Source organism: Pseudomonas asgharzadehiana (genome assembly GCF_019139815.1).
Classification (GTDB): Bacteria; Pseudomonadota; Gammaproteobacteria; order Pseudomonadales; family Pseudomonadaceae; genus Aquipseudomonas; species Aquipseudomonas asgharzadehiana.
The window spans coordinates 3,234,420-3,253,191 of record NZ_CP077079.1; the positions used below are offsets into that span (position 1 = coordinate 3,234,420).

Here is an 18,772-nt window from a genome sequence, read left to right on the forward strand (position 1 = left end):
CATGAATAGCTTGAGTCTCTCGCTCGCTGCTGATTATAACGCCATTACGGTGCTCAGCCCGTTTGACGGCAGCAAGGTGGGTGAAGTGGCAGATATACCTGCATCGTCAGCTACCACGATAGTCGACACCGCCATCCTGGGGGCCCGGATTGCCAAGGATTTACCGCGGCATGAACGCGCACGCATTCTGGAGAAGGCCGCACACTCGGTTGAGCGTGATAAGGACGCCTTTGCCAGACTGATCGTTGCTGAGTCTGGCAAAACCTTGAAACAGGCGAGAAAGGAGGTGTTGCGCTGCGTCAACACCTTGAAGTTGTCGGCCGAGGAAGCCAAGCGCAATGCCGGTGAAGTCATCCCTTTCGATGCCTATGTCGGGTCTGAATCCCGTCAGGGGTGGTTCACTCGTGAACCGTTAGGCGTCATCGTCGCCATCACGCCTTACAACGACCCGCTTAATCTGGTCGCCCATAAATTGGGGCCTGCCATTGCGGGGGGAAATGCGGTTGTTCTCAAGCCGTCTGAGCTCACACCGCTATCAGCGATCAAGCTGGTGGAGTGCTTGATCGACGCGGGCCTGCCTCCGGTTGTCGTCACTGTCGCCACAGGCGGCGCCGCGTTGGGCAAGGCCCTGGTTGCTCACCGTGCCGTGCGCATGGTGTCGTTCACAGGCGGCTTTGTCACCGGTGAGCAGATCGCTCGCACAGCTGGCCTCAAGAAACTGGCGATGGACCTTGGCGGTAATGCACCAGTCATCGTGATGGCCGATTGTGATTTGGCTGAAACCGTCGACTCCTGCGTGTCAGGGGCTTTTTGGGCGGCCGGTCAAAACTGCATCGGTACTCAGCGGATCCTCATCGAGGCCCCTCTCTACGAAGTCTTCAAAACGCGCTTTGTTGAAAAGACCCGGCAGTTGATCGTAGGCAACCCTGCTGATGAGCAGACGGACGTAGGGCCCATGATTACCGAGGCGTCAGCCAAGCGTACCGAAGAGGTGGTAAATGACGCCATTGCCCAAGGTGCCACCTTGTTGTCTGGTAATACACGCATTGGTTCGCTCTATTCCCCCACTGTGCTGGAAGGCGTCAACCGCCATTGCAAGTTGTGGTGCGAGGAAGTGTTCAGTCCGGTTGTCATCCTTCAAAGCGTTGCGTCTCTGGATGAGGCATTGACGCTGGCTAACGAACCCGAATACAGCCTGCATGCCGGGATCTTCACCAGCAATCTGAACGTTGCAATGACTGCCGCTAAACGACTGGAGGCGGGCGGGGTGATGATCAACGACTCTTCCGATTATCGCTTTGATGCAATGCCTTTCGGCGGTTTCAAGTACGGGAGCATGGGTCGTGAGGGCGTGCGTTTCGCTTATGAGGATATGACGCAACCCAAGGTCATTTGTATTAACGGTGTGAGTGGAAGCTAAACAACTCGCTCGACTCAAGTACGAATCACACAACAATAAAGAGGAATCGACATGCGCCCCGATAAGCACAATCTTTCGACATTATCTGCAGCGACACTGGCTGTTCATGGCGGGAATGTCGCGGATGTCACCAGTGGCGCCGTCCGCACGCCATTGGTCATGGCAAACTCCTATCTCCTGCCTGAAGATCCGGCGACCATGGACTGGTCCAGCCCGGATGGTCTTGTGTACACGCGCAATCAAGGCCACAACCAAGTCTGCCTTGAGAAGAAACTCGCAGCCCTTGAGGGATGTGGCGACGCGGTGGTATTCGCGACCGGTGTCGCGGCTTTGCACTCGGTGTTTTTTTCATTTTTGAAAAGTGGCGACCACGTCATTGTCAGCGACATCACCTACCAGGCGGTCTGGCGGCTTTTCGCAGAACTCCTGCCTGAACGTTACGGTATTGAAGCAACGTTCGTGGACGTCGGGGACCTGGAGTCGGTGCGTAACGCCATTCGGCCCAATACCAAGCTGATCCATACCGAAACGATCGCCAACCCGACCACCAAAGTCGCAGATATTGCAGCGCTGGCTGAGATTGCCCATGCGCATGGCGCGCTTATCTCTGTGGACGCGACATTCACTCCTCCTCCTTTTTTCCGTGCCAGTGAGCACGGTGTCGACTTCGTCATTCACTCACTGACCAAGTACATCAATGGTCATGGTGATGCCATGGGTGGGGTGGTGATCGGCTCCAATCAGTTGATCAACAAGATCAAGAATGATGCGTTGGTTGACCTAGGCGCGACCATTTCCCCGTTCAATGCGTGGATGATCATGCGCGGTTCAGTCACGTTGCCATTGCGCTTGACGCAGTTGCTGAACACGGCCGAAAAGTTGGCCCAGTTTCTGGAAGGCGACGATCGGATTGCCTACGTCTATTACCCAGGTTTGCCTTCCCACCCGCAGCACGAGTTGGCGCGTCGGCAATTTGCGGGCAAGGGGTATGGGGCCGTGATGGCCTTTGCAGTAGAAGGCGATCCCGACACCCAGAACCGCTTTGTTTCGAACCTGCGCATCATCACATCGGCTGTTTCATTAGGGCATGACGAATCGCTGATCGTGCACGTGGGCGCAGAAGGGCGGGGTGGCTTTGACAAGTACCCTGAAGAGTTCCGCCAGTACGGTCATTTGCGTTTTTCTGTTGGGCTGGAAGATCCAGATGACTTGATCAAGGATATTACGTTCGCGCTGGATGCGACATTCAACTGATTTGAATACAGGCGTCACGCAACCAGGGTTTGGTCAACCCGTCTTTACCCCCGTGCTTGCGGGGGTCTTTTTAATAAGATTGATGTGTTAATTGTGTCTATACGAACTGTCTGTTTGTTGCTTGGGAGTTGCTTATGGCTTGGGTAAGTTTGATTGTTGCAGGGCTGTTTGAAGTGGTCTGGGCTTTTTCGATGAAACAATCTGAAGGGTTTACCCGATTAGTGCCAACGGTCATTACATTTGTCACGGTGATCGCCAGTTTTGCGTTGTTATCGTTCTCGATGAAGAGTTTGCCGTTGGGTACGGCGTATACCATCTGGACCGGCATCGGCGCGGTGGGTGCGTTTGCGGCGGGTATTTTCTTCATGGGTGAACCCGCCACGCTGCTGCGGATCGTGGCGGCTGTCTTGATTGTCAGTGGTTTGTTAATGATGAAGCTCGTGTCTGCTTGAAAGGCGAGCATTTTGCTCGTGATAACGTTCAGTTTGCCATATTCGTAAAGTCGCGACACTCGGGTAATGTTCAAGTCGAGGCTCTGGCCTTGGTAAATAATAATGAGTGTCACGTTTAACGCTGTCAGATGTTTACTGCCCTTAATCCAACTACAATATCTAGGGATGTACTTATGATTTCGCTAAAAAAGTTGTACTTGATTACGTGCTTGGCGTTGTGCGCGAGTGCAGTGTCGGCCAAAGAATATTCCACCTTGCGCTTCGGCGTGGATGCCAACTATGCGCCGTTTGAGTCCAAGGCAGCAGATGGCAGCCTCAAGGGATTTGATATTGATTTGGGTAACGGGATCTGCGCCAAGCTTTCAGTCAAATGCATATGGGTGGAAAGCGATTTTGATGGCCTGATTCCGGGGCTCAGAGCCGGCAAGTTCGACGGGATCCTGTCATCCATGACCGTGACGGCCACCCGCGAAAAAGCCATCGATTTTTCAAACGAGCTGTTTTCCGGGTTCACCTCCTACGTGTTCAAGAAAGGGTCGGGCCTGAGCGCTGATGTGGCGTCGCTCAAAGGCAAAACGGTTGGCTACTTTCAGGGCAGCATCCAGGAAGCCTACGCCAAGGCCGTGCTGGACAAGGCCGGCGTAAAAATCCAGTCCTACCAGAACCAGGACCAGGTGTATTACGACCTGGTAGCGGGGCGGCTGGACGCCTCGTTGCAGGATACACTTCAAGCGCAATTGGGCTTTATCAAGTCAGCGCAGGGCACTGATTACGAAATGAGCCCTCCGGTAGAGAGTCCTTATCTTCCTTCCAAGACAGCCATCGGTATCGCCAAGGGCAATACAGAGCTCAAGGCCTTGTTGGATAAAGCGATCCAGGCCCTGCACGACGATGGCACCTATGATTCGATCCAGAAGCAGCACTTTGGCGATCTGAATCTTTACAGCGGCAAATAACCACCCAGCGCTCATCCGCCGGATGGGCGTTTATCGCTATAGGTTGTTGATCATGTTCGAAACACTAATAGGCGCATTGGGGCTCTCTGCATTCAGCCTTCAAGGCTTCGGCCCTCTGCTGCTCGAAGGCGCCTGGATGACCGTCAAGCTGTCCCTGTGCTCCCTGGTGCTCAGCGTATTGCTCGGACTCATCGGGGCCAGCGCCAAACTCTCCAGCATCAAGCTGCTGCGCGTGCCAGCGCAGCTCTACACCACGCTGATTCGTGGGGTGCCCGATCTGGTACTGATGCTGTTGATTTTCTACAGCCTGCAAACCTGGCTGACGGTCATCACGGTGGCGTTGGGCTGGGAGTACATCGAAATCAATCCCTTCGTCGCAGGAATTATCACCCTTGGGTTTATCTACGGTGCCTATTTCACCGAAACCTTCCGCGGCGCCATGCTGGCAGTGCCCCGTGGCCAGGTCGAAGCCGCTACCGCCTATGGGTTAAGTCGTGCTCAGCGTTTTCGCTTTGTGGTGTTCCCGCAAATGATGCGGTTTGCCCTCCCGGGGCTGGGTAACAACTGGATGGTGATTCTCAAAGCCACCGCATTGGTGTCGATCATCGGTCTGGCTGACTTGGTTAAAGCTGCCCAGGACGCGGGAAAAAGCACCTATCAATTGTTCTTTTTCCTGGTACTGGCTGCACTGACCTACCTGATCATCACCAGTGTCTCCAATTTCGTCCTGGGCTGCCTGGAAAAACACTACGCCGCGGGTTCACGGGAGGCGGTGCGATGATCGAACTACTGCAAGAGTACTGGCGGTCATTCGTCTACAGCGACGGCCAGCAAATTACCGGTCTAGCCATGACGTTGTGGTTGCTCAGTGCATCGCTGTTCATCGGCTTTGTCGTATCGATTCCACTGTCTATCGCTCGAGTCTCGCCGAGGTTTTACGTGCGCTGGCCGGTGCAGTTCTACACCTACCTGTTCAGGGGCACACCGCTCTATATCCAGCTGCTGATCTGCTACACCGGGATCTATAGCCTGGCAGCAATACGTGCTCAGCCTGTGTTGGATGCATTTTTTCGCGATGCGATGAACTGCACCATTCTTGCCTTCGCCTTGAACACGTGCGCCTACACCACAGAGATATTTGCCGGGGCCATTCGCAACATTGCCCATGGCGAGGTCGAGGCGGCAAAAGCGTATGGCCTCTCGGGATGGAAGCTCTATGCGTTTGTGATCATGCCGTCAGCCTTGCGTCGCTCGCTGCCGTATTACAGCAACGAAGTGATCTTGATGCTGCACTCGACCACGGTGGCATTCACCGCCACGGTACCGGACATTCTCAAAGTCGCCCGTGACGCGAACTCTGCGACCTTTTTAACCTTTCAATCGTTTGGGGTTGCGGCACTGATTTACCTGGCGGTGACCTTTACGCTGGTCGGCCTGTTTCGAATTGCCGAACGTCACTGGCTGGCTTTTTTAGGGCCGACTCACTGAGCCTTGTTTCTGACAGGGCTGCTCCCAATCCGCTTAGAGGATGATTGCGAACATGTACAAATTGACGGTTGACGGGCTGCACAAAAGTTACGGTACCCATGAAGTACTCAAGGGCGTTTCCCTGCAAGCCAAAACGGGCGATGTCATCAGCCTGATCGGCGCCAGCGGCTCGGGAAAGAGTACGTTCCTGCGCTGTATCAATTTTCTCGAAACACCTAACGACGGTGCCATGAGCCTGGATGGCAAACCGATCTGCATGGTTAAAAATCATGCGGGATTGCGTGTGGCGGATGATCGCGAGCTGCAACGACTGCGTACCCGTTTGGCCATGGTCTTCCAGCATTTCAACCTGTGGGGGCATATGACCGTGCTGGAAAACATCACCATTGCCCCGCGTAGGGTGCTGGGTGTCAGCAAAAAAGACGCGGAGGACCGTGCCCGGCGATATCTGGAAAAAGTAGGGTTGCCGGCTCGTGTTGCCGATCAGTTCCCTGCCTTTCTTTCGGGCGGGCAGCAACAGCGGGTAGCGATCGCGCGTGCCCTTGCCATGGAGCCTGAGGTCATGCTGTTCGATGAGCCCACCTCGGCGCTCGACCCTGAAGTGGTGGGCGAGGTGTTGAAAGTCATCCAAGGGCTCGCTGAAGAGGGACGAACCATGATCATGGTGACCCATGAAATGGGGTTTGCACGCAAAGTGTCGAACCAACTGCTGTTTCTTCATCAGGGGCTGGTTGAAGAGCAGGGCGGACCTGAGATTCTGGATAGCCCCCGAAGCGAGCGCCTGCAGCAGTTTCTGTCCAACGGGCTGAAGTGAAACGCCTTGGCCATGGGGCTCTGGGGCATATCGACGAAGCAGTCATCAACCTACCTCGGTATCGAATAACAACTACAACACCCCGGACCTATGGATAAACCATGATGATTGCCAACCTGAAGTTCAGTCATAAGGTACTGCTTGCGGCATCATTCGTTGTTGTCGCAGCGTTTTCGCTTTTTACGCTTTACAACGACTCGATTCAGCGCAAAACGATCCGCACGAACCTTGAAAACCATCTTGAAGAGATGAGCAAGATCACGGCCGCAAGTGTTCAGTCCTGGCTCTCTGGACGGATACTGCTGGTTGATCATATTGCTCAGACCTTTGCCAGCGATCCAGTTCCGGAAAACGTCACGCGACTGCTTGAGCAGAGGTCAGTGCTATCAACGTTTACCTTCACTTATCTAGGCAGTCGTGACGGTAGTTACGCCATTCGACCGAAGGACGATTTACCCGCTGATTACGATCCTCGCACCCGTCCTTGGTATACGGACGCGATGGCTGCCGGAGGGACTACGCTGACCGAGCCGTACTTGGATGTGACGACGGGTCAGTTGATGATGACCATTGCAACTCCGGTCGGTCGCGACGGCCAGCCGCTTGGGGTGGTAGGCGGGGATCTGACGTTGCAAACGCTGGCGAAAATCGTCAGCTCGCTTGATCTGGGGGGAATCGGCTATGCCTTTCTGGTCAACGCCGAGGGCAGGGTGCTGGTTCATCCGGACAAAGATCGGGTGATGAAGCGGCTGAGCGATATCTATCCCCAAAGCACACCGTCACTCAGCACCCACATCAGTGAGACAGAGCAGGAAGGAGTCCCTCAAATCGTGATGTTTTCACCAATCAAGGGACTGCCTTCGGTGAACTGGTATGTCGGTTTGTCTATCGACAAAAGCAAAGCTTACAAGGCACTTGGTGATTTTCGCGCTTCTGCCATTTTGGCGATGGTCATTGCCGTGGTGATCACGCTGCTTCTGCTGGGCGTACTGATTCGCGTATTGATGCAGCCCCTGAGGCTGATGGGTAAAGCCATGCGTGATATCGCTCAGGGTGAGGGCGACCTTACCCGTCGCTTGAGTGTGCATTCAAAGGATGAGTTCGGAGAGCTGGCCGGCGACTTTAACCTTTTTGTTGAGCGTATCCAGCACTCAATACGTGAGGTCTCTTTTGCCACCGAGCAGGTTAATGAAGTGACTAAGCGCGTGATGCAGACTTCCAGCTCGTCCATGGACAACTCGGACAACCAGGCCAGTCGAACCAACAGTATTGTCGCAGCGATTAATGAACTGGGTGCGGCGGCCCAGGAAATTGCGCGTAGCGCTGGTGACGCTTCCCTTCAGGCGTCGGATGCCCGACGTCAGGCAGAAGGTGGCCGCGAGGTAGTGACACAAACGATAAATGCCATGGACAAGCTATCAGGAAAAATCCGCACGTCATGCAACAACATAGAGGTGCTGAACGGCAAGACGGAGAACATCGGGCGGATTCTTGAAGTGATCAAAGGCATTTCCGAACAGACCAACCTGTTGGCACTCAATGCCGCCATCGAGGCCGCGCGGGCGGGTGATGCCGGCCGCGGTTTTGCGGTGGTAGCTGACGAAGTTCGCAGCCTGGCTTACCGGACTCAGACGTCGGCCCAGGAAATCCATACGATGATTGAAGAGCTTCAGGTGGGCGCACGGGAGGCGGTACTCACCATGAATGAAAGTGAACGCTACAGTAAGGACGGCGTGATGATCGCCAACCAGGCAGGTGAGCGGCTGGGCAGTGTCAGTCAGCGTATCAGCGAAATTGACGGCATCAACCAGTCGGTGGCGACCGCGACTGAAGAGCAGACTTCGGTCATTGATTCGTTGAACGTTGACATCACCGAGATCAAAACCCTTAACCAGGAAGGGTTGGAAAACCTTCAAGCCACGCTGCTTGCTTGTGACGATCTTGAACGGCAAGCCACACGACTCAAGCAGTTGGTGGATGGCTTTCGAACTTAGGCCATCCTCGCAAGGGTTGGCTTTGAATCACGTGCGGGAGAACAGCAGCCTAAAACCTGCGGCGCCAAAGACCAACGCAAGGGTGCCTTCAATCCACCCGCGCGCCCTGCGATACCCCCGAATCATCGGTGCCGTGGAGAAAACGATCGCATAGCCGCAGAAAATAGTAATGCTCAACACGGCACAGCCAGCCAGGATGATTACAACCGTTTCAGGCGTCGCTTGTGGTCCTAAACCCAGTGTCATCGTTGCGATCCAACCCAGTAAAGCCTTTGGGTTGGTAAGGTGCATAAGCAAGCCCCGCCGGTAGAGGCCAAAGCCCGAGACGGTTGGTGCTGCTGCCAGCGCTTTCTCAATTTGCTCGTCAGGTGTCAGAGCAGAACGTCCCGCTTTCAGGGCTAGGAACAGCAAGTACGCTCCGCCGACGATCTTGAGTACGAAGAGTGCCTGGGTGAACTGAAGCAGAATGGCCGAGACGCCTGTGGCGGCCATTGATCCCCAAAAAAAAGAACCACTGATAACTCCGGCTGCAAGTATCAGCGCAGGTTTTCTGCCTTGGTGCATGGCAACGCCCATGATCCGCATATTGCTGGGACCCGGGCTTGCAGCTCCAACAATGTAGGCGGTAAAAACGAGTAGAAGGTGGTGAAAATCAAATGACATTAATGGCCCCTTGAGTGGTGCGTAATAACCAGCAGCTTAAGTGTTCACAAGCTATCCGTCATTGCGTTCTTTACTCGCATTTTCTGGCTGATTTAATTTTCATGTCATGGGACTGGATCGCGCTGAATGTGGTGTTTTCCATCGCCAACGTCCGGGATCGTGATACACCTTAGAAAACCGCGAAGAGGGAAGAGGTCAGCATGGACCGAGCAAAGGGGAACCGCCATTCTCGACAAAACCTTCGGCGTTCTTGAAGCGACTTGGGAGCGTCTCACTGAGTGAGACGCTGGCACGGCATAGTCCTCAGCCGAGTTTGCCCACGTCAATCCCATCACCAGTGTGTGACTTTTTCGAGATTGGGCTGCTGGACCTTAGGCTGGGGGCATCCTTTTCAAACCATCCCAAACATGCCCTCAGATTTGCCCCCCAGGTGTCTCATCCTCTGGAAGTGGATAGATCTCCATGGTCTATGAAAAGGCAGAAATGATCAACTGAACAGCCTGCCCGACGACGCCTAAAGACTCTCAGGATCGCCAAAAACATTTTGACTTGGCTCTAGGACGGTGTTTTCAGGCGGAAAAAATTCAAATATGCCCCCAGTTTTGCCCCCAGTAGCGCGGGATATGCGGGCGATCGAGATTGGCGATCTCTGAGGCGGAGCAGGGTGGTCGGCGATGGCTTTCAATGTATGTCAAACTCGGCTTGCACGGGGGATGCCTGGATGATTGGTCGCCTAGGGCAGGGCACTAAGCGCCTGGTAGGACACCAAATCACATTCGGTGTCCGGTGTGTCATAGCTCAGCGACAGATATTACGGCTAGCTGCTTACGCTGCTTGCCGTAATATCTGTGTTGGGAGAAGTCTATTGATAAAGGAGCGTGCCTGTGCACTCGCCCCGATAGTTGAAGTCAATTACTCCCAGCCGAGATCAAGCGTGCGCCGCAACGAATGCTAGCGTCCGCCTCGCAGATCCAGGCGGTCTAGCTCCTCAAGAGTTTGGACAACGACCTCGACAAGTTCCCCGTCAAAGTCATCGCGGTCTGCCTCCTCATGAGTGCCTTTGTTCAGGTAGGTCCAGACAAGATTATTGACTGGAATACCCAAAATGCGGCTATACGCAGCAAGAAGTGGCTCTCTGTTCGCATGGTGGAAGGTCTGGGCATCTCCCAATTTCTTGACCAACGCTTCGCATAGATTTCTCAACGCAGGCTCGGCACCGACGCCAGCCAACATCAGATTCAACACGCCTTGGCCATGACTTCCAAGCCACCGCCAAACTTTCTCGCTCAGCATCTCCAAGGCTTGGCGAGAAGCAGCGAGCGCATCTCGGTCGTTGAGCGCTTCCCTTGCTGCCCTGGCCTTGGCAATGTAATTCGCGCTCGGTACGTTGCCGGTAAGCTATCAGCGCTGCATCTCCCTTTGACTGGCGAAGAAAAGATCGAAATCAGCTTCCGGGGAAACCCTGGGGTCCGCGTCCATGCGCTCGACGTTCTGAGCGAGGGGCATATACGCTGTCTCGGCCTTCGCACAATGCCAGCCAGCGTTCGTTGCATTCCTGGCGCACGGCCCGGTTAAAACCGTCAGGGTCGTTATCTACCAGCCAAGAGACCTCGTCGAGGTCGGCGTTGAACAGGCGCGCCATCAAAATCGCGCGCGAGCAGTTGGCCGAACCACAGCACCGCCCCTTGCAACTGGCGACAGTAGGTTGCGCCCGGGTCGTCCGCCCGCTCAGTAAAAAAGGCCGCCAACTGCGTCAGGCGCGCCAGTGCCGCCTGGGAGGGGGCGCACAAGCCCTCGGTGCCGGCATCGCCGAACACCCGCTGGGTGGTGTTTGCGCGGGTAGTTCGCTGGTGGCCAGTAGGACCTGCCACAGTGTCGGCAGGCAGTTTCTGACGCTGGCGACTTCAATAGCCAGTGTGTCGCAGTCCTGCTCCGTTTGCATATACAGCCAGGCGCGGTTGCCTGTGGTGACGGACTTGTGTGATGCGGCAGCCCACCTACGAGCTATATGCCAATGCGCCATTATGCAGATAAAGTAGCGCTTTTGGATCCAGAGGCTGTAAGCGCCTGGGTTGCAAGACGACAGACCGGAGAGCGATGTTTCATGGCAGATCTGCTGGTAAAGCACCTGAAGGAAAAAGCGGGCAAACATTCGGCACTGAGCCTGCTGGCCAGTCAGTGGGACTTCGACAAGAAGCTGATACCCAAGGCCTTGCAGAGCATCGGTGGGCTGTTCCCGCACTACAGTCGACATGATGAGTCCCACAGCAAGCAGATCCTGATCAACATCGAGCGGCTGCTAGGCGACAACATCAGGCTGCTGTCCGCCACGGATACCTGGTTGATTCTGGAAGCGGCCTACTGGCACGACATCGGCATGGTAGTACCCCATGCCGACCTGCAGAAGGCCATCGCCGAACCAGGGTTCGCAGCATATATCGACGGGATATGTGCTCAGCCCTACCACGAGCTGAACGCCATTGCACGCGCGTTCAAGTCCCGTTCGGACACCGGGCTGATATTCGATTGCGAAAGCCCGGTGGAGATGCTGGGCAAACTGCGCGAACTGCTGGCCGAATGGTTCCGCAGGCAACACGCTGACCGTGCGGCCGAGATTGTGCGTTCGCCGATGACCTCGATCGGGCTGAGCTCGCCACGCACCGAACTGATCCCGGCCAGGCTCATCCGAGTACTTGGGCGTATCTGCCAAATGCACGGTGCCGCTTTCAAGGACCTGCTGGCCCCCGAGGGCCTGCCATTCCGTGAGGCCGGCCTGGGCAAAGATGACTGCCACCCACGCTTCGTCGCCTGCCTGCTGCGTATGGGCGACTTGCTCGACCTAGACGACAACCGCTTCTGCCCGGTAATGCAGGGCATCGCCGGCGAACACCGCCCGGCGCTGAGCAAGGCCCACGAAGACAAGCACGCCGGCATGCGCCACTTGCGCCTCGACCCCGAGCGTATCGAGCTGGTGGCCGAGTGCGAGACGGTGGATGGCTACATGGAAGCGTTCAAATGGTTCAGCTGGCTGGAGGAGGAGGTCAGCAACCAGCGCAACAACTGGCGGGATATTGTGCCGAGCAGGAAGCTTGGGTTGTTGCCCATGCTGGGGCCGATTACCGTGCGGTTGAAAGGAAACTTGCAGATTCTGAAGGATGGCGTAAGGCCGGCGTTCTCACTGGACTCAGAAAAGGTCACCGAACTGCTTGAGGGCAAGAACCTTTATGGCAGCAAGTACGCGTGTATCCGTGAGCTGTTGCAGAATGCGGTGGACGCGACCTTGCTGAAAGTCTGGCTGACCCATAGGAATGATCCTGCACTGGACTGGAAACAACCAGGGTGCGAGAAGCTGAAAACAGTCTTTAATGCGCATGCGGTGACAGTCACGCTGGAAGAACTCGATACCGAGCAGGATGCCGACTCTGCATTGACGACGTGGCAGTTGCGCATCAGAGACAAAGGTACCGGTATCACCCGAAACGACCTGGAGTTCATGCTGAGCATTGGCGGCTCGCAACGGAATCAGCAGCGCCAGAGGGAAATTCGGCAAATGCCGGAGTGGGCGAAACCTTCCGGAGCGTTCGGTATCGGCCTGCACAGCGCATTCATCTTGTGCGACGAGATAAATGTGCGCACCAAAAATGTCGTCAATAACGAAATATTCGACATCGTCATGCACAAGCCTTCGGGCCCCAACCGTGGGCTCGTACTGCTGAGAAAGCTGCCTGAAGATATCGCTGAACCCTACGGGACCGAGATGACCTTGAGGTTCAAGCTGGATGCGTTCACACAGCACTGGTGGTCTGACGGCGAAGACAGGGACACGGTAGCCGCCAGGATCGCACGCAAGCGAGACCCCTTGCTGGATGAGTCATTTCCCTATGAGGCGGGAAAACTTTTCGACAAGGTAGTGGAGTTTGCAAATGATCCACTGATAAAAATAGACGGCACCTTGGTAACGAAAGGAGGACGGTTCGATATCGCGGATGTCTATGCGGGAGGTAAGTCTGGCAAAGCCGAGGGATGGCGATTCATCGACATGAAAGATACGCAACTCAAGATTCGTTACAAGCCTCTTCCTGTTGCTACGCAGCAGGAAGAGGAAACTTTTTACGCAGCTTATCGCGGGCAGCACTTTGATACCGACTCCATTTCATTCCCTCTCGTCAATGTTGAAGTCAATCTCGTTTCCGGTGGTGCGGGAACATGGCTGGATTTTAATCGCGACACATTGTCGAAAAAAGCACGAGAAGCTTTTAGGCGAGCGGTGCTTGAGGCGCTTTATCACACCGTTGAGTTTGATCTGGCACAGGGGCTGAAGGAGCAATTATTCAAGCAGCTTGACTGCACTAAAATAGACTACTCGATCTTCCTGAAGGAAATGGAGGCCTATTATGGTCCGCGCTGGGGGGTGTTGTCCGAAAAGTTCAGGGATACGTGGCAGGGTTTTAGGCCGGGCCGTCAGCCAGCGACTATAGAGCAGTTTTATAGTCGGCCAACGTGGAAACTCTGGGTTGAGGATTACTATGTGGATGCGGTTGATCACCTGGAAAGCCTGCGTATACTTCCTTATGAATTTGAAGCCATGGGGGACCTGATATTTAGAGAGTGGTTAAAAGTCCCAGGGCATTCGATTTCGGCAAAAGTCATCTACTGCCCACCGTCTGAACATTACCGAGACATGATCGGGCTTGAAGATGGTAGTACAATCGGCAGGATCTATTTTCAGTTCTCCACTGACTATCAAGAACCTTTGGATAAGGAATCATTGGCGTACTTTCTTAATAAGGCGCTGCATTCATCCGGCGGAAATTCACGGTACTACATGAACCCAGGCAAGGCTTTTGAACGTCTCTCGTTGAGAGCGGATGTCGACTTGAGACTGTTCAACCTCGCTGAGCATGACCTCTCTCAAGACAGGGTTCTCGTACCTTTGCTGTTTGTTGGCTCCAATGATTATGGCCCAGCAGAGGTTCGCTTCGATGACGAACAACTGCAGAGAATCTGCCAATGGACCGAAGGCAAGCTGAAGCAACCGATGACCCGTGAAGAAATGCGCGAGGCCTACCAGTCGTTGGCCGACTTCATCAACCTCGACGTGATGGCATGCTCGGACGCCTGGCAAAAAGCCCGCTGCTAGTGTCCTGTCTCGGAAATACGTTCACTTTTGGCGAGCGCCCAATTCGCCGTCAAAAGTGAACAGCTTATTTTCGAGCCAGACACTTAGTGTGGTGTTTCAGAAGTAACGCTGAAAATTTGGACTAGGCTCTGTAGAAACCCACTCATCAAGAGTTGTGTATCGACATGGGCCGACCAGCGACTGTCATTACCCTATCTGAAACTGAAAATGCGGAGCTGCTACGTCGGGTCAAACTCCGTAAAGGCCCCCAGGATGCACGTCTGCGGGCCGAAATAGTCCTCGCTTGTGCAGCCGGCGAATCTGGCAATGACATTGCACAGCGCTTGGGTACCAGCAAGGATGTCGTATCGCGGTGGCGGCAGCGTTTCGCTAAGTTGGGATTGTTGGGTTTGAACGATGAGCCGCGCTCTGGCCGGCCACGCACGATTTCGGATGAGCAGGTTCAACAAGTAGTAAATCAGATATTGCAAGGTAAGCCCGACGACTCCAGTCACTGGAGTACGCGCCGCATGAGCCGCGAGACGGGCCTTTCTCCTGCCAGCATCATGCGTATCTAGCACGCGTTCGGGGTCAAGCCGCATCTGGAAAAAACCTTCAAGCTCTCCACCGATCCGTTGTTTGTCGACAAGGTCCACGACATCCTTGGGCTGTACTTGAATCCGCCCGAGAGAGCCTTGGTGCTATGCGTTGATGAGAAGAGTGAGATTCAAGCCTTGAACCACACGCAACCTGGTTTACCCCTATCGCCGGGCAACCCTGCAACTCGCACGCACGATTACAAACGACACGGTACGACCTCTCTGTTCGCTGCTCTGGATGTAGCAACCGGTGAGGTCATCGGCCGCTTGAGGCGTCAACATCGCAGCATAGAGTTTCTTGCCTTTCTGAAAGAGATCGATGCGTCGGTACCTGCTGAAATGCCGATTCATCTGATCATGGATAACTACGCAACGCACAAGACCGACAAAGTCAGAGCCTGGCTTGCGGCGCTTCCACGCTACAACATCCACTTCACACCGACGTCGGCCTCGTGGCTGAATTTGGTCGAGCGCTTTTTCTCAACGCTGAGCGAGAAATGGATCAAGCGGCAAGCACACGTTAGCGTCAAAGATCTAGAAGCTTCGATTGAGTATTACCTGGAAACGTACAACCAGAATCCGAAGCCGTTTCGGTGGCATAAGAAGGCAGAAGATATTCTCGCCTCAGTCGCTCGTGCAGCACGAGCGCTAGGCAAGTGATTTTTCAGTGGTACTTCTGAAACACCACACTAGAGACTCTCAGGCAAGCCGAAAAACATTTTGACTGAGCTCTAGCTCTGTAATTTCAGATCAAAAAATATGAGTTATGCCCCCAATCTTGCCCCCAGTCGCGGCGGATCTGTGGGCGATCGCGATTGGAGATTTCTGACATGGACCAAGGTGGTAGTCGACGGATTTCAGTGTGCGTCAGTCTGGGGACGGGCGGGAGATACCTGGATGATTGGTTGCCTAGGGTAGGGCAGGGCGTTGGCGCCTAGCAGGACTACACCGCGCCAGCGCTTCGCTGGTAGCATGTGGCCATTAGTTGGGCAAGACTAATCCTCATCCTCACTCTGGAAACCGTAATGGCCGTTGAAGCAGGGAAGTACGCAGACGTCTATCGCAGCTGGCAGCAGCATCTGTTCAATTTCAACCTGGCCGTTCGGGAAACCCAGACGTCTGGATTGCGCAAGCCACAACTGGCCGCGCTGTACGCAGCGCTCGGCCACCTGGTGATGGCGCCGGCCACGACGGCGACGATCGTGATGCCGACCGGAACCGGAAAAACCGATACCATGCTCGGGCTGCTGATCGCCGGGCGGCTGGCTAGGGCCCTGGTGTTGGTGCCCTCTGACGCGTTGCGTTCCCAGATGGTCGACAAATGCATTGAGCTGAAGAAGTTGCGGGAGATTGGTGCCGTTTCGGCCACCGCACTCAACCCGGTGGTGCAGGCGATCGGCTCAGGCCTGGCGGCTGACGAGGTCCAACAGCTGGCCGAGGCCAACGTGATCGTCGCCACGCCGCAAGCGCTGCAGCGCTTCGACCGGCCGGCTTTGGAGGCCCTGGCCGCGCTCTGCAGCCACCTGATCATTGATGAAGCGCACCATGTGGCCGCCCAGACCTGGGGCAGGGTGAAAACCGCGTTCAAGCAAAAGCCTTGCCTTCAGTTCACGGCCACGCCGTTCCGTGAGGACAACCAGCCGCTGGATGGCAAGATCATCTACAACTATCCGTTGAAGGACGCGCAGAACGATGGCTACTTCAAGGCGATCGAATTCCATCCGGTGCGCGAGTACAACCTGGAACTGGCTGACCAGGTGGTGGCTGACAAGGCGGTAGCGCTGTTGCGAAGCGACCGCGCGCAAGGGTTCAACCACCTGCTGATGGTACGTGCGCGTTCGCAAAAGCGTGCTGCCGCGCTGTTTGAGCTGTACAAGCAGCATGAGGATCTTTCCCCTATTCTCATCCACAGCAAGGTTCGGAACCGAGCCAAGCTACTGGGCGAGATTGTTGAGAAGAAGTACAAGATCATCGTCTGCGTGGACATGCTGGGCGAAGGCTTCGACCTGCCGGAGCTAAAGATTGCGGCCATTCACGACCAGCACCGTAGCCCAGCCGTCACGCTGCAATTCATCGGTCGCCTGACGCGGGTCGATGATACGCTCGGTGACGCCAAGTTCGTCTCGAACATCGCCAACCAGAAAGTCGACTACCAGATGGCGGTGCTGTACAAGGAAAGTGCCGACTGGAGTGCGGTGATCCGCGATGTGAGCCAGGACAAGATCGCCCGCGAAATTGAGAAGGAAACGTTTACCGAACAGTTCCCGGAAGACGCCGACGCCGAAGACATTTTCGGTCTGAACCCCAACCCCAAGATCAGTGCGATCGCCTACCACGTGGCGCGCGAGCATTGGCGACCAGAGAGGGCCAGGCAGTTCTCGCAGAAGAAAGAGCCGCTGCAGCTCCTGTCCATCAACGACGAGGCCGACACCATTATCATGGTGACGCGGCGCGAAACGCCCGTCGGCTGGGCGCAGACGTCAGCGATCGTGGACACCAACTGGATTCTCTACCTGGCGTACTACCATGCGCCCGACAACACGCTGTTCGTCCACTCTTCAGGGGATGAGTCGCAAACTACTCGGTTTTTGAACCTGATCGCCAAGGATGCCCGACGGATCAGCGGTGAGCCGACCTTCCGCACTCTGCACGGCATCAAGCTCATGAAGTTGCAGAACGTAGGACTGTCGCGCACTCGCAAAGATCTGCGCTTTACGATGCATGTCGGGCGCGACATCAACACCGTCATCGGTGAAATCGAGAACGGCACGGCGAGAAAGTCCAACATCTTCGCAACCGGCTACGAGGATGGCCAGCGCACCACCGTTGGCTGTTCGCACAAGGGCAAGATCTGGGAGATGAACTCTTCCAGCATCATCGACTGGATCGAGTGGTGCAAGCGCGCCTCGCAGAAACTCAACGACGCGACGATCAACCCGTCTGAAGTCCTCAAGGATGTGCTTCGCTCCGAAAAGATCGAAGGGGCGTGGCCCGCAGGGCTGTTCTATGCCGATTGGCCTGTGTCCATCCTGATCGAGAATGAGCAAAAAATCTCGCTGGCGTACCTAGCGGAGGTGTTCAACCTGTTGGATGTCGAACTGGGCAAGCCCCGGCGTATCGATGCGCTGACCCTGGAAGTGCCCATCTGCGCAACGGCAGTTGATGGTGCGGAGCGCCAATTGCCTGACATCACGATACGGCTGCTGGATGACGGCTACAAATTTTCCTGCCCGGGGGTCAAGATCGTCTTTGCTGAAGAGGTCTCGTTCGAGCAGTACCTGGATACCAACCCGTTGGTACTGCTGGCTGTCGACGGTTCGATGGTCGAAGGCAATTATCGCTACTACTCTCCCAACAGTTTGGACTTGAAGCTGCCGGTCGCCCTGATCGAGCCCTGGGACTGGGGCACGACCCAGATCCACAGCGAGTCGATGCGTGCCGACCGCAACCTGGACACTGTTCAGGGATTCATCTATAGCCGAATCGAGGACGACTACACGTTCATTTTCAACGACGATGGCGCCGGTGAGATCGCCGACCTGGTGGCGATCAAGGACAGCAAGGACGCCATCTTTGTTGACCTGTACCACTGCAAGTATTGCCCTCAGCAAGATGGCGAGGCGCGACCGGGTGCGCGTGTCTCCGACGTCTACGAGGTCTGCGGCCAGGCATCACGCTCTGTGAAGTGGTTGCACACGGAGGAAAAGTTCTTTAACCGGTTGTTGCAGCGCTACCAGCATTCGTTGCCCAAAGGTTTTGACAGGATCCTCAAGGGTGAACCCATGGATTTGGAGCTGCTGCGCAACAAGTGCCACGACCACGAGATGGTGTTCCGGTTTGTGATCGTCCAACCCGGCATCTCGGCAGGCAAAGTTTCCGCTGATCAGCTGGCTGTGCTCGGCACCAGCTACTCGTATATCAAGAGCGTGTCCGGCTCGGATGTGAGAGTCATTACCAGCGTTTAAATTAAGATTGCAACCGCCTGGCGGCGGAGAACATCCACCCCAATCGCC

General features: G+C 55.3%; 12 protein-coding genes and 1 pseudogene. 11 read left to right on the top strand and 2 right to left on the bottom strand.

Going from position 1 to position 18,772, the window contains the following annotated elements; translation table 11 throughout:
* Position 1: 1 nt before the first annotated feature.
* The 8 genes from KSS96_RS14590 to KSS96_RS14625 all read left to right on the top strand — a co-directional run bounded on the left by KSS96_RS14590 (position 2) and on the right by KSS96_RS14625 (position 8,378).
* Positions 2-1,420 carry an aldehyde dehydrogenase family protein gene (locus KSS96_RS14590; protein ID WP_003202209.1) on the top strand — a complete coding sequence of 473 codons (1,419 nt, stop codon included), beginning with the start codon at positions 2-4 and terminating at the stop codon, positions 1,418-1,420.
* 51 nt (positions 1,421-1,471) lie between these two features.
* Complete coding sequence (locus tag KSS96_RS14595) at positions 1,472-2,674, top strand: trans-sulfuration enzyme family protein (protein ID WP_013693449.1); 1,203 nt, start codon at positions 1,472-1,474, stop codon at positions 2,672-2,674.
* Between the two features lie 134 nt (positions 2,675-2,808).
* Positions 2,809-3,126: a DMT family transporter gene (locus KSS96_RS14600; RefSeq protein WP_003202205.1), complete on the top strand. Its 318-nt coding sequence runs from the start codon at positions 2,809-2,811 to the stop codon at positions 3,124-3,126.
* Between the two features lie 173 nt (positions 3,127-3,299).
* The gene (locus tag KSS96_RS14605) at positions 3,300-4,082 is read left to right on the top strand and encodes a transporter substrate-binding domain-containing protein (protein WP_217856481.1); all 783 of its coding nucleotides are present in this window, start codon (positions 3,300-3,302) and stop codon (positions 4,080-4,082) included.
* A 52-nt stretch (positions 4,083-4,134) separates the two neighbouring features.
* Positions 4,135-4,863 carry an ABC transporter permease gene (locus KSS96_RS14610; RefSeq protein WP_027911547.1) on the top strand — a complete coding sequence of 243 codons (729 nt, stop codon included), beginning with the start codon at positions 4,135-4,137 and terminating at the stop codon, positions 4,861-4,863.
* Positions 4,860-5,570 carry an ABC transporter permease gene (locus KSS96_RS14615; RefSeq protein WP_003202199.1) on the top strand — a complete coding sequence of 237 codons (711 nt, stop codon included), beginning with the start codon at positions 4,860-4,862 and terminating at the stop codon, positions 5,568-5,570. Before KSS96_RS14610 ends, KSS96_RS14615 begins: the two co-directional genes overlap by 4 nt.
* A gap of 52 nt (positions 5,571-5,622) precedes the next feature.
* A complete protein-coding gene (locus KSS96_RS14620; protein ID WP_003202197.1) occupies positions 5,623-6,384 on the top strand; it encodes an ABC transporter ATP-binding protein in 762 nt (253 codons plus the stop codon).
* Positions 6,385-6,488: 104 nt separating this feature from the next.
* Positions 6,489-8,378 carry a methyl-accepting chemotaxis protein gene (locus tag KSS96_RS14625; protein ID WP_027911546.1) on the top strand — a complete coding sequence of 630 codons (1,890 nt, stop codon included), beginning with the start codon at positions 6,489-6,491 and terminating at the stop codon, positions 8,376-8,378.
* A 27-nt stretch (positions 8,379-8,405) separates the two neighbouring features.
* Here KSS96_RS14625 and KSS96_RS14630 read toward each other — a convergent pair whose 3' ends face one another.
* On the bottom strand, positions 8,406-9,041 hold the full coding sequence (locus KSS96_RS14630; RefSeq protein WP_003202193.1) for a LysE family translocator: 636 nt from the start codon (positions 9,039-9,041) through the stop codon (positions 8,406-8,408).
* Positions 9,042-9,992: 951 nt separating this feature from the next.
* On the bottom strand, positions 9,993-10,334 hold the full coding sequence (locus tag KSS96_RS14635) for a hypothetical protein (RefSeq protein WP_217854985.1): 342 nt from the start codon (positions 10,332-10,334) through the stop codon (positions 9,993-9,995).
* An 811-nt stretch (positions 10,335-11,145) separates the two neighbouring features.
* On the opposite strand from KSS96_RS14635, the gene KSS96_RS14640 reads away from it, so the two are divergent.
* From KSS96_RS14640 to KSS96_RS14650, 3 genes and pseudogenes are all read left to right on the top strand, one after another.
* On the top strand, positions 11,146-14,181 hold the full coding sequence (locus KSS96_RS14640) for an HD domain-containing protein (RefSeq protein ID WP_176438767.1): 3,036 nt from the start codon (positions 11,146-11,148) through the stop codon (positions 14,179-14,181).
* A gap of 164 nt (positions 14,182-14,345) precedes the next feature.
* A pseudogene (locus tag KSS96_RS14645) lies at positions 14,346-15,419 on the top strand (IS630 family transposase).
* A gap of 365 nt (positions 15,420-15,784) precedes the next feature.
* On the top strand, positions 15,785-18,724 hold the full coding sequence (locus KSS96_RS14650; RefSeq protein ID WP_217854986.1) for a DEAD/DEAH box helicase: 2,940 nt from the start codon (positions 15,785-15,787) through the stop codon (positions 18,722-18,724).
* Positions 18,725-18,772 lie beyond the last annotated feature (48 nt).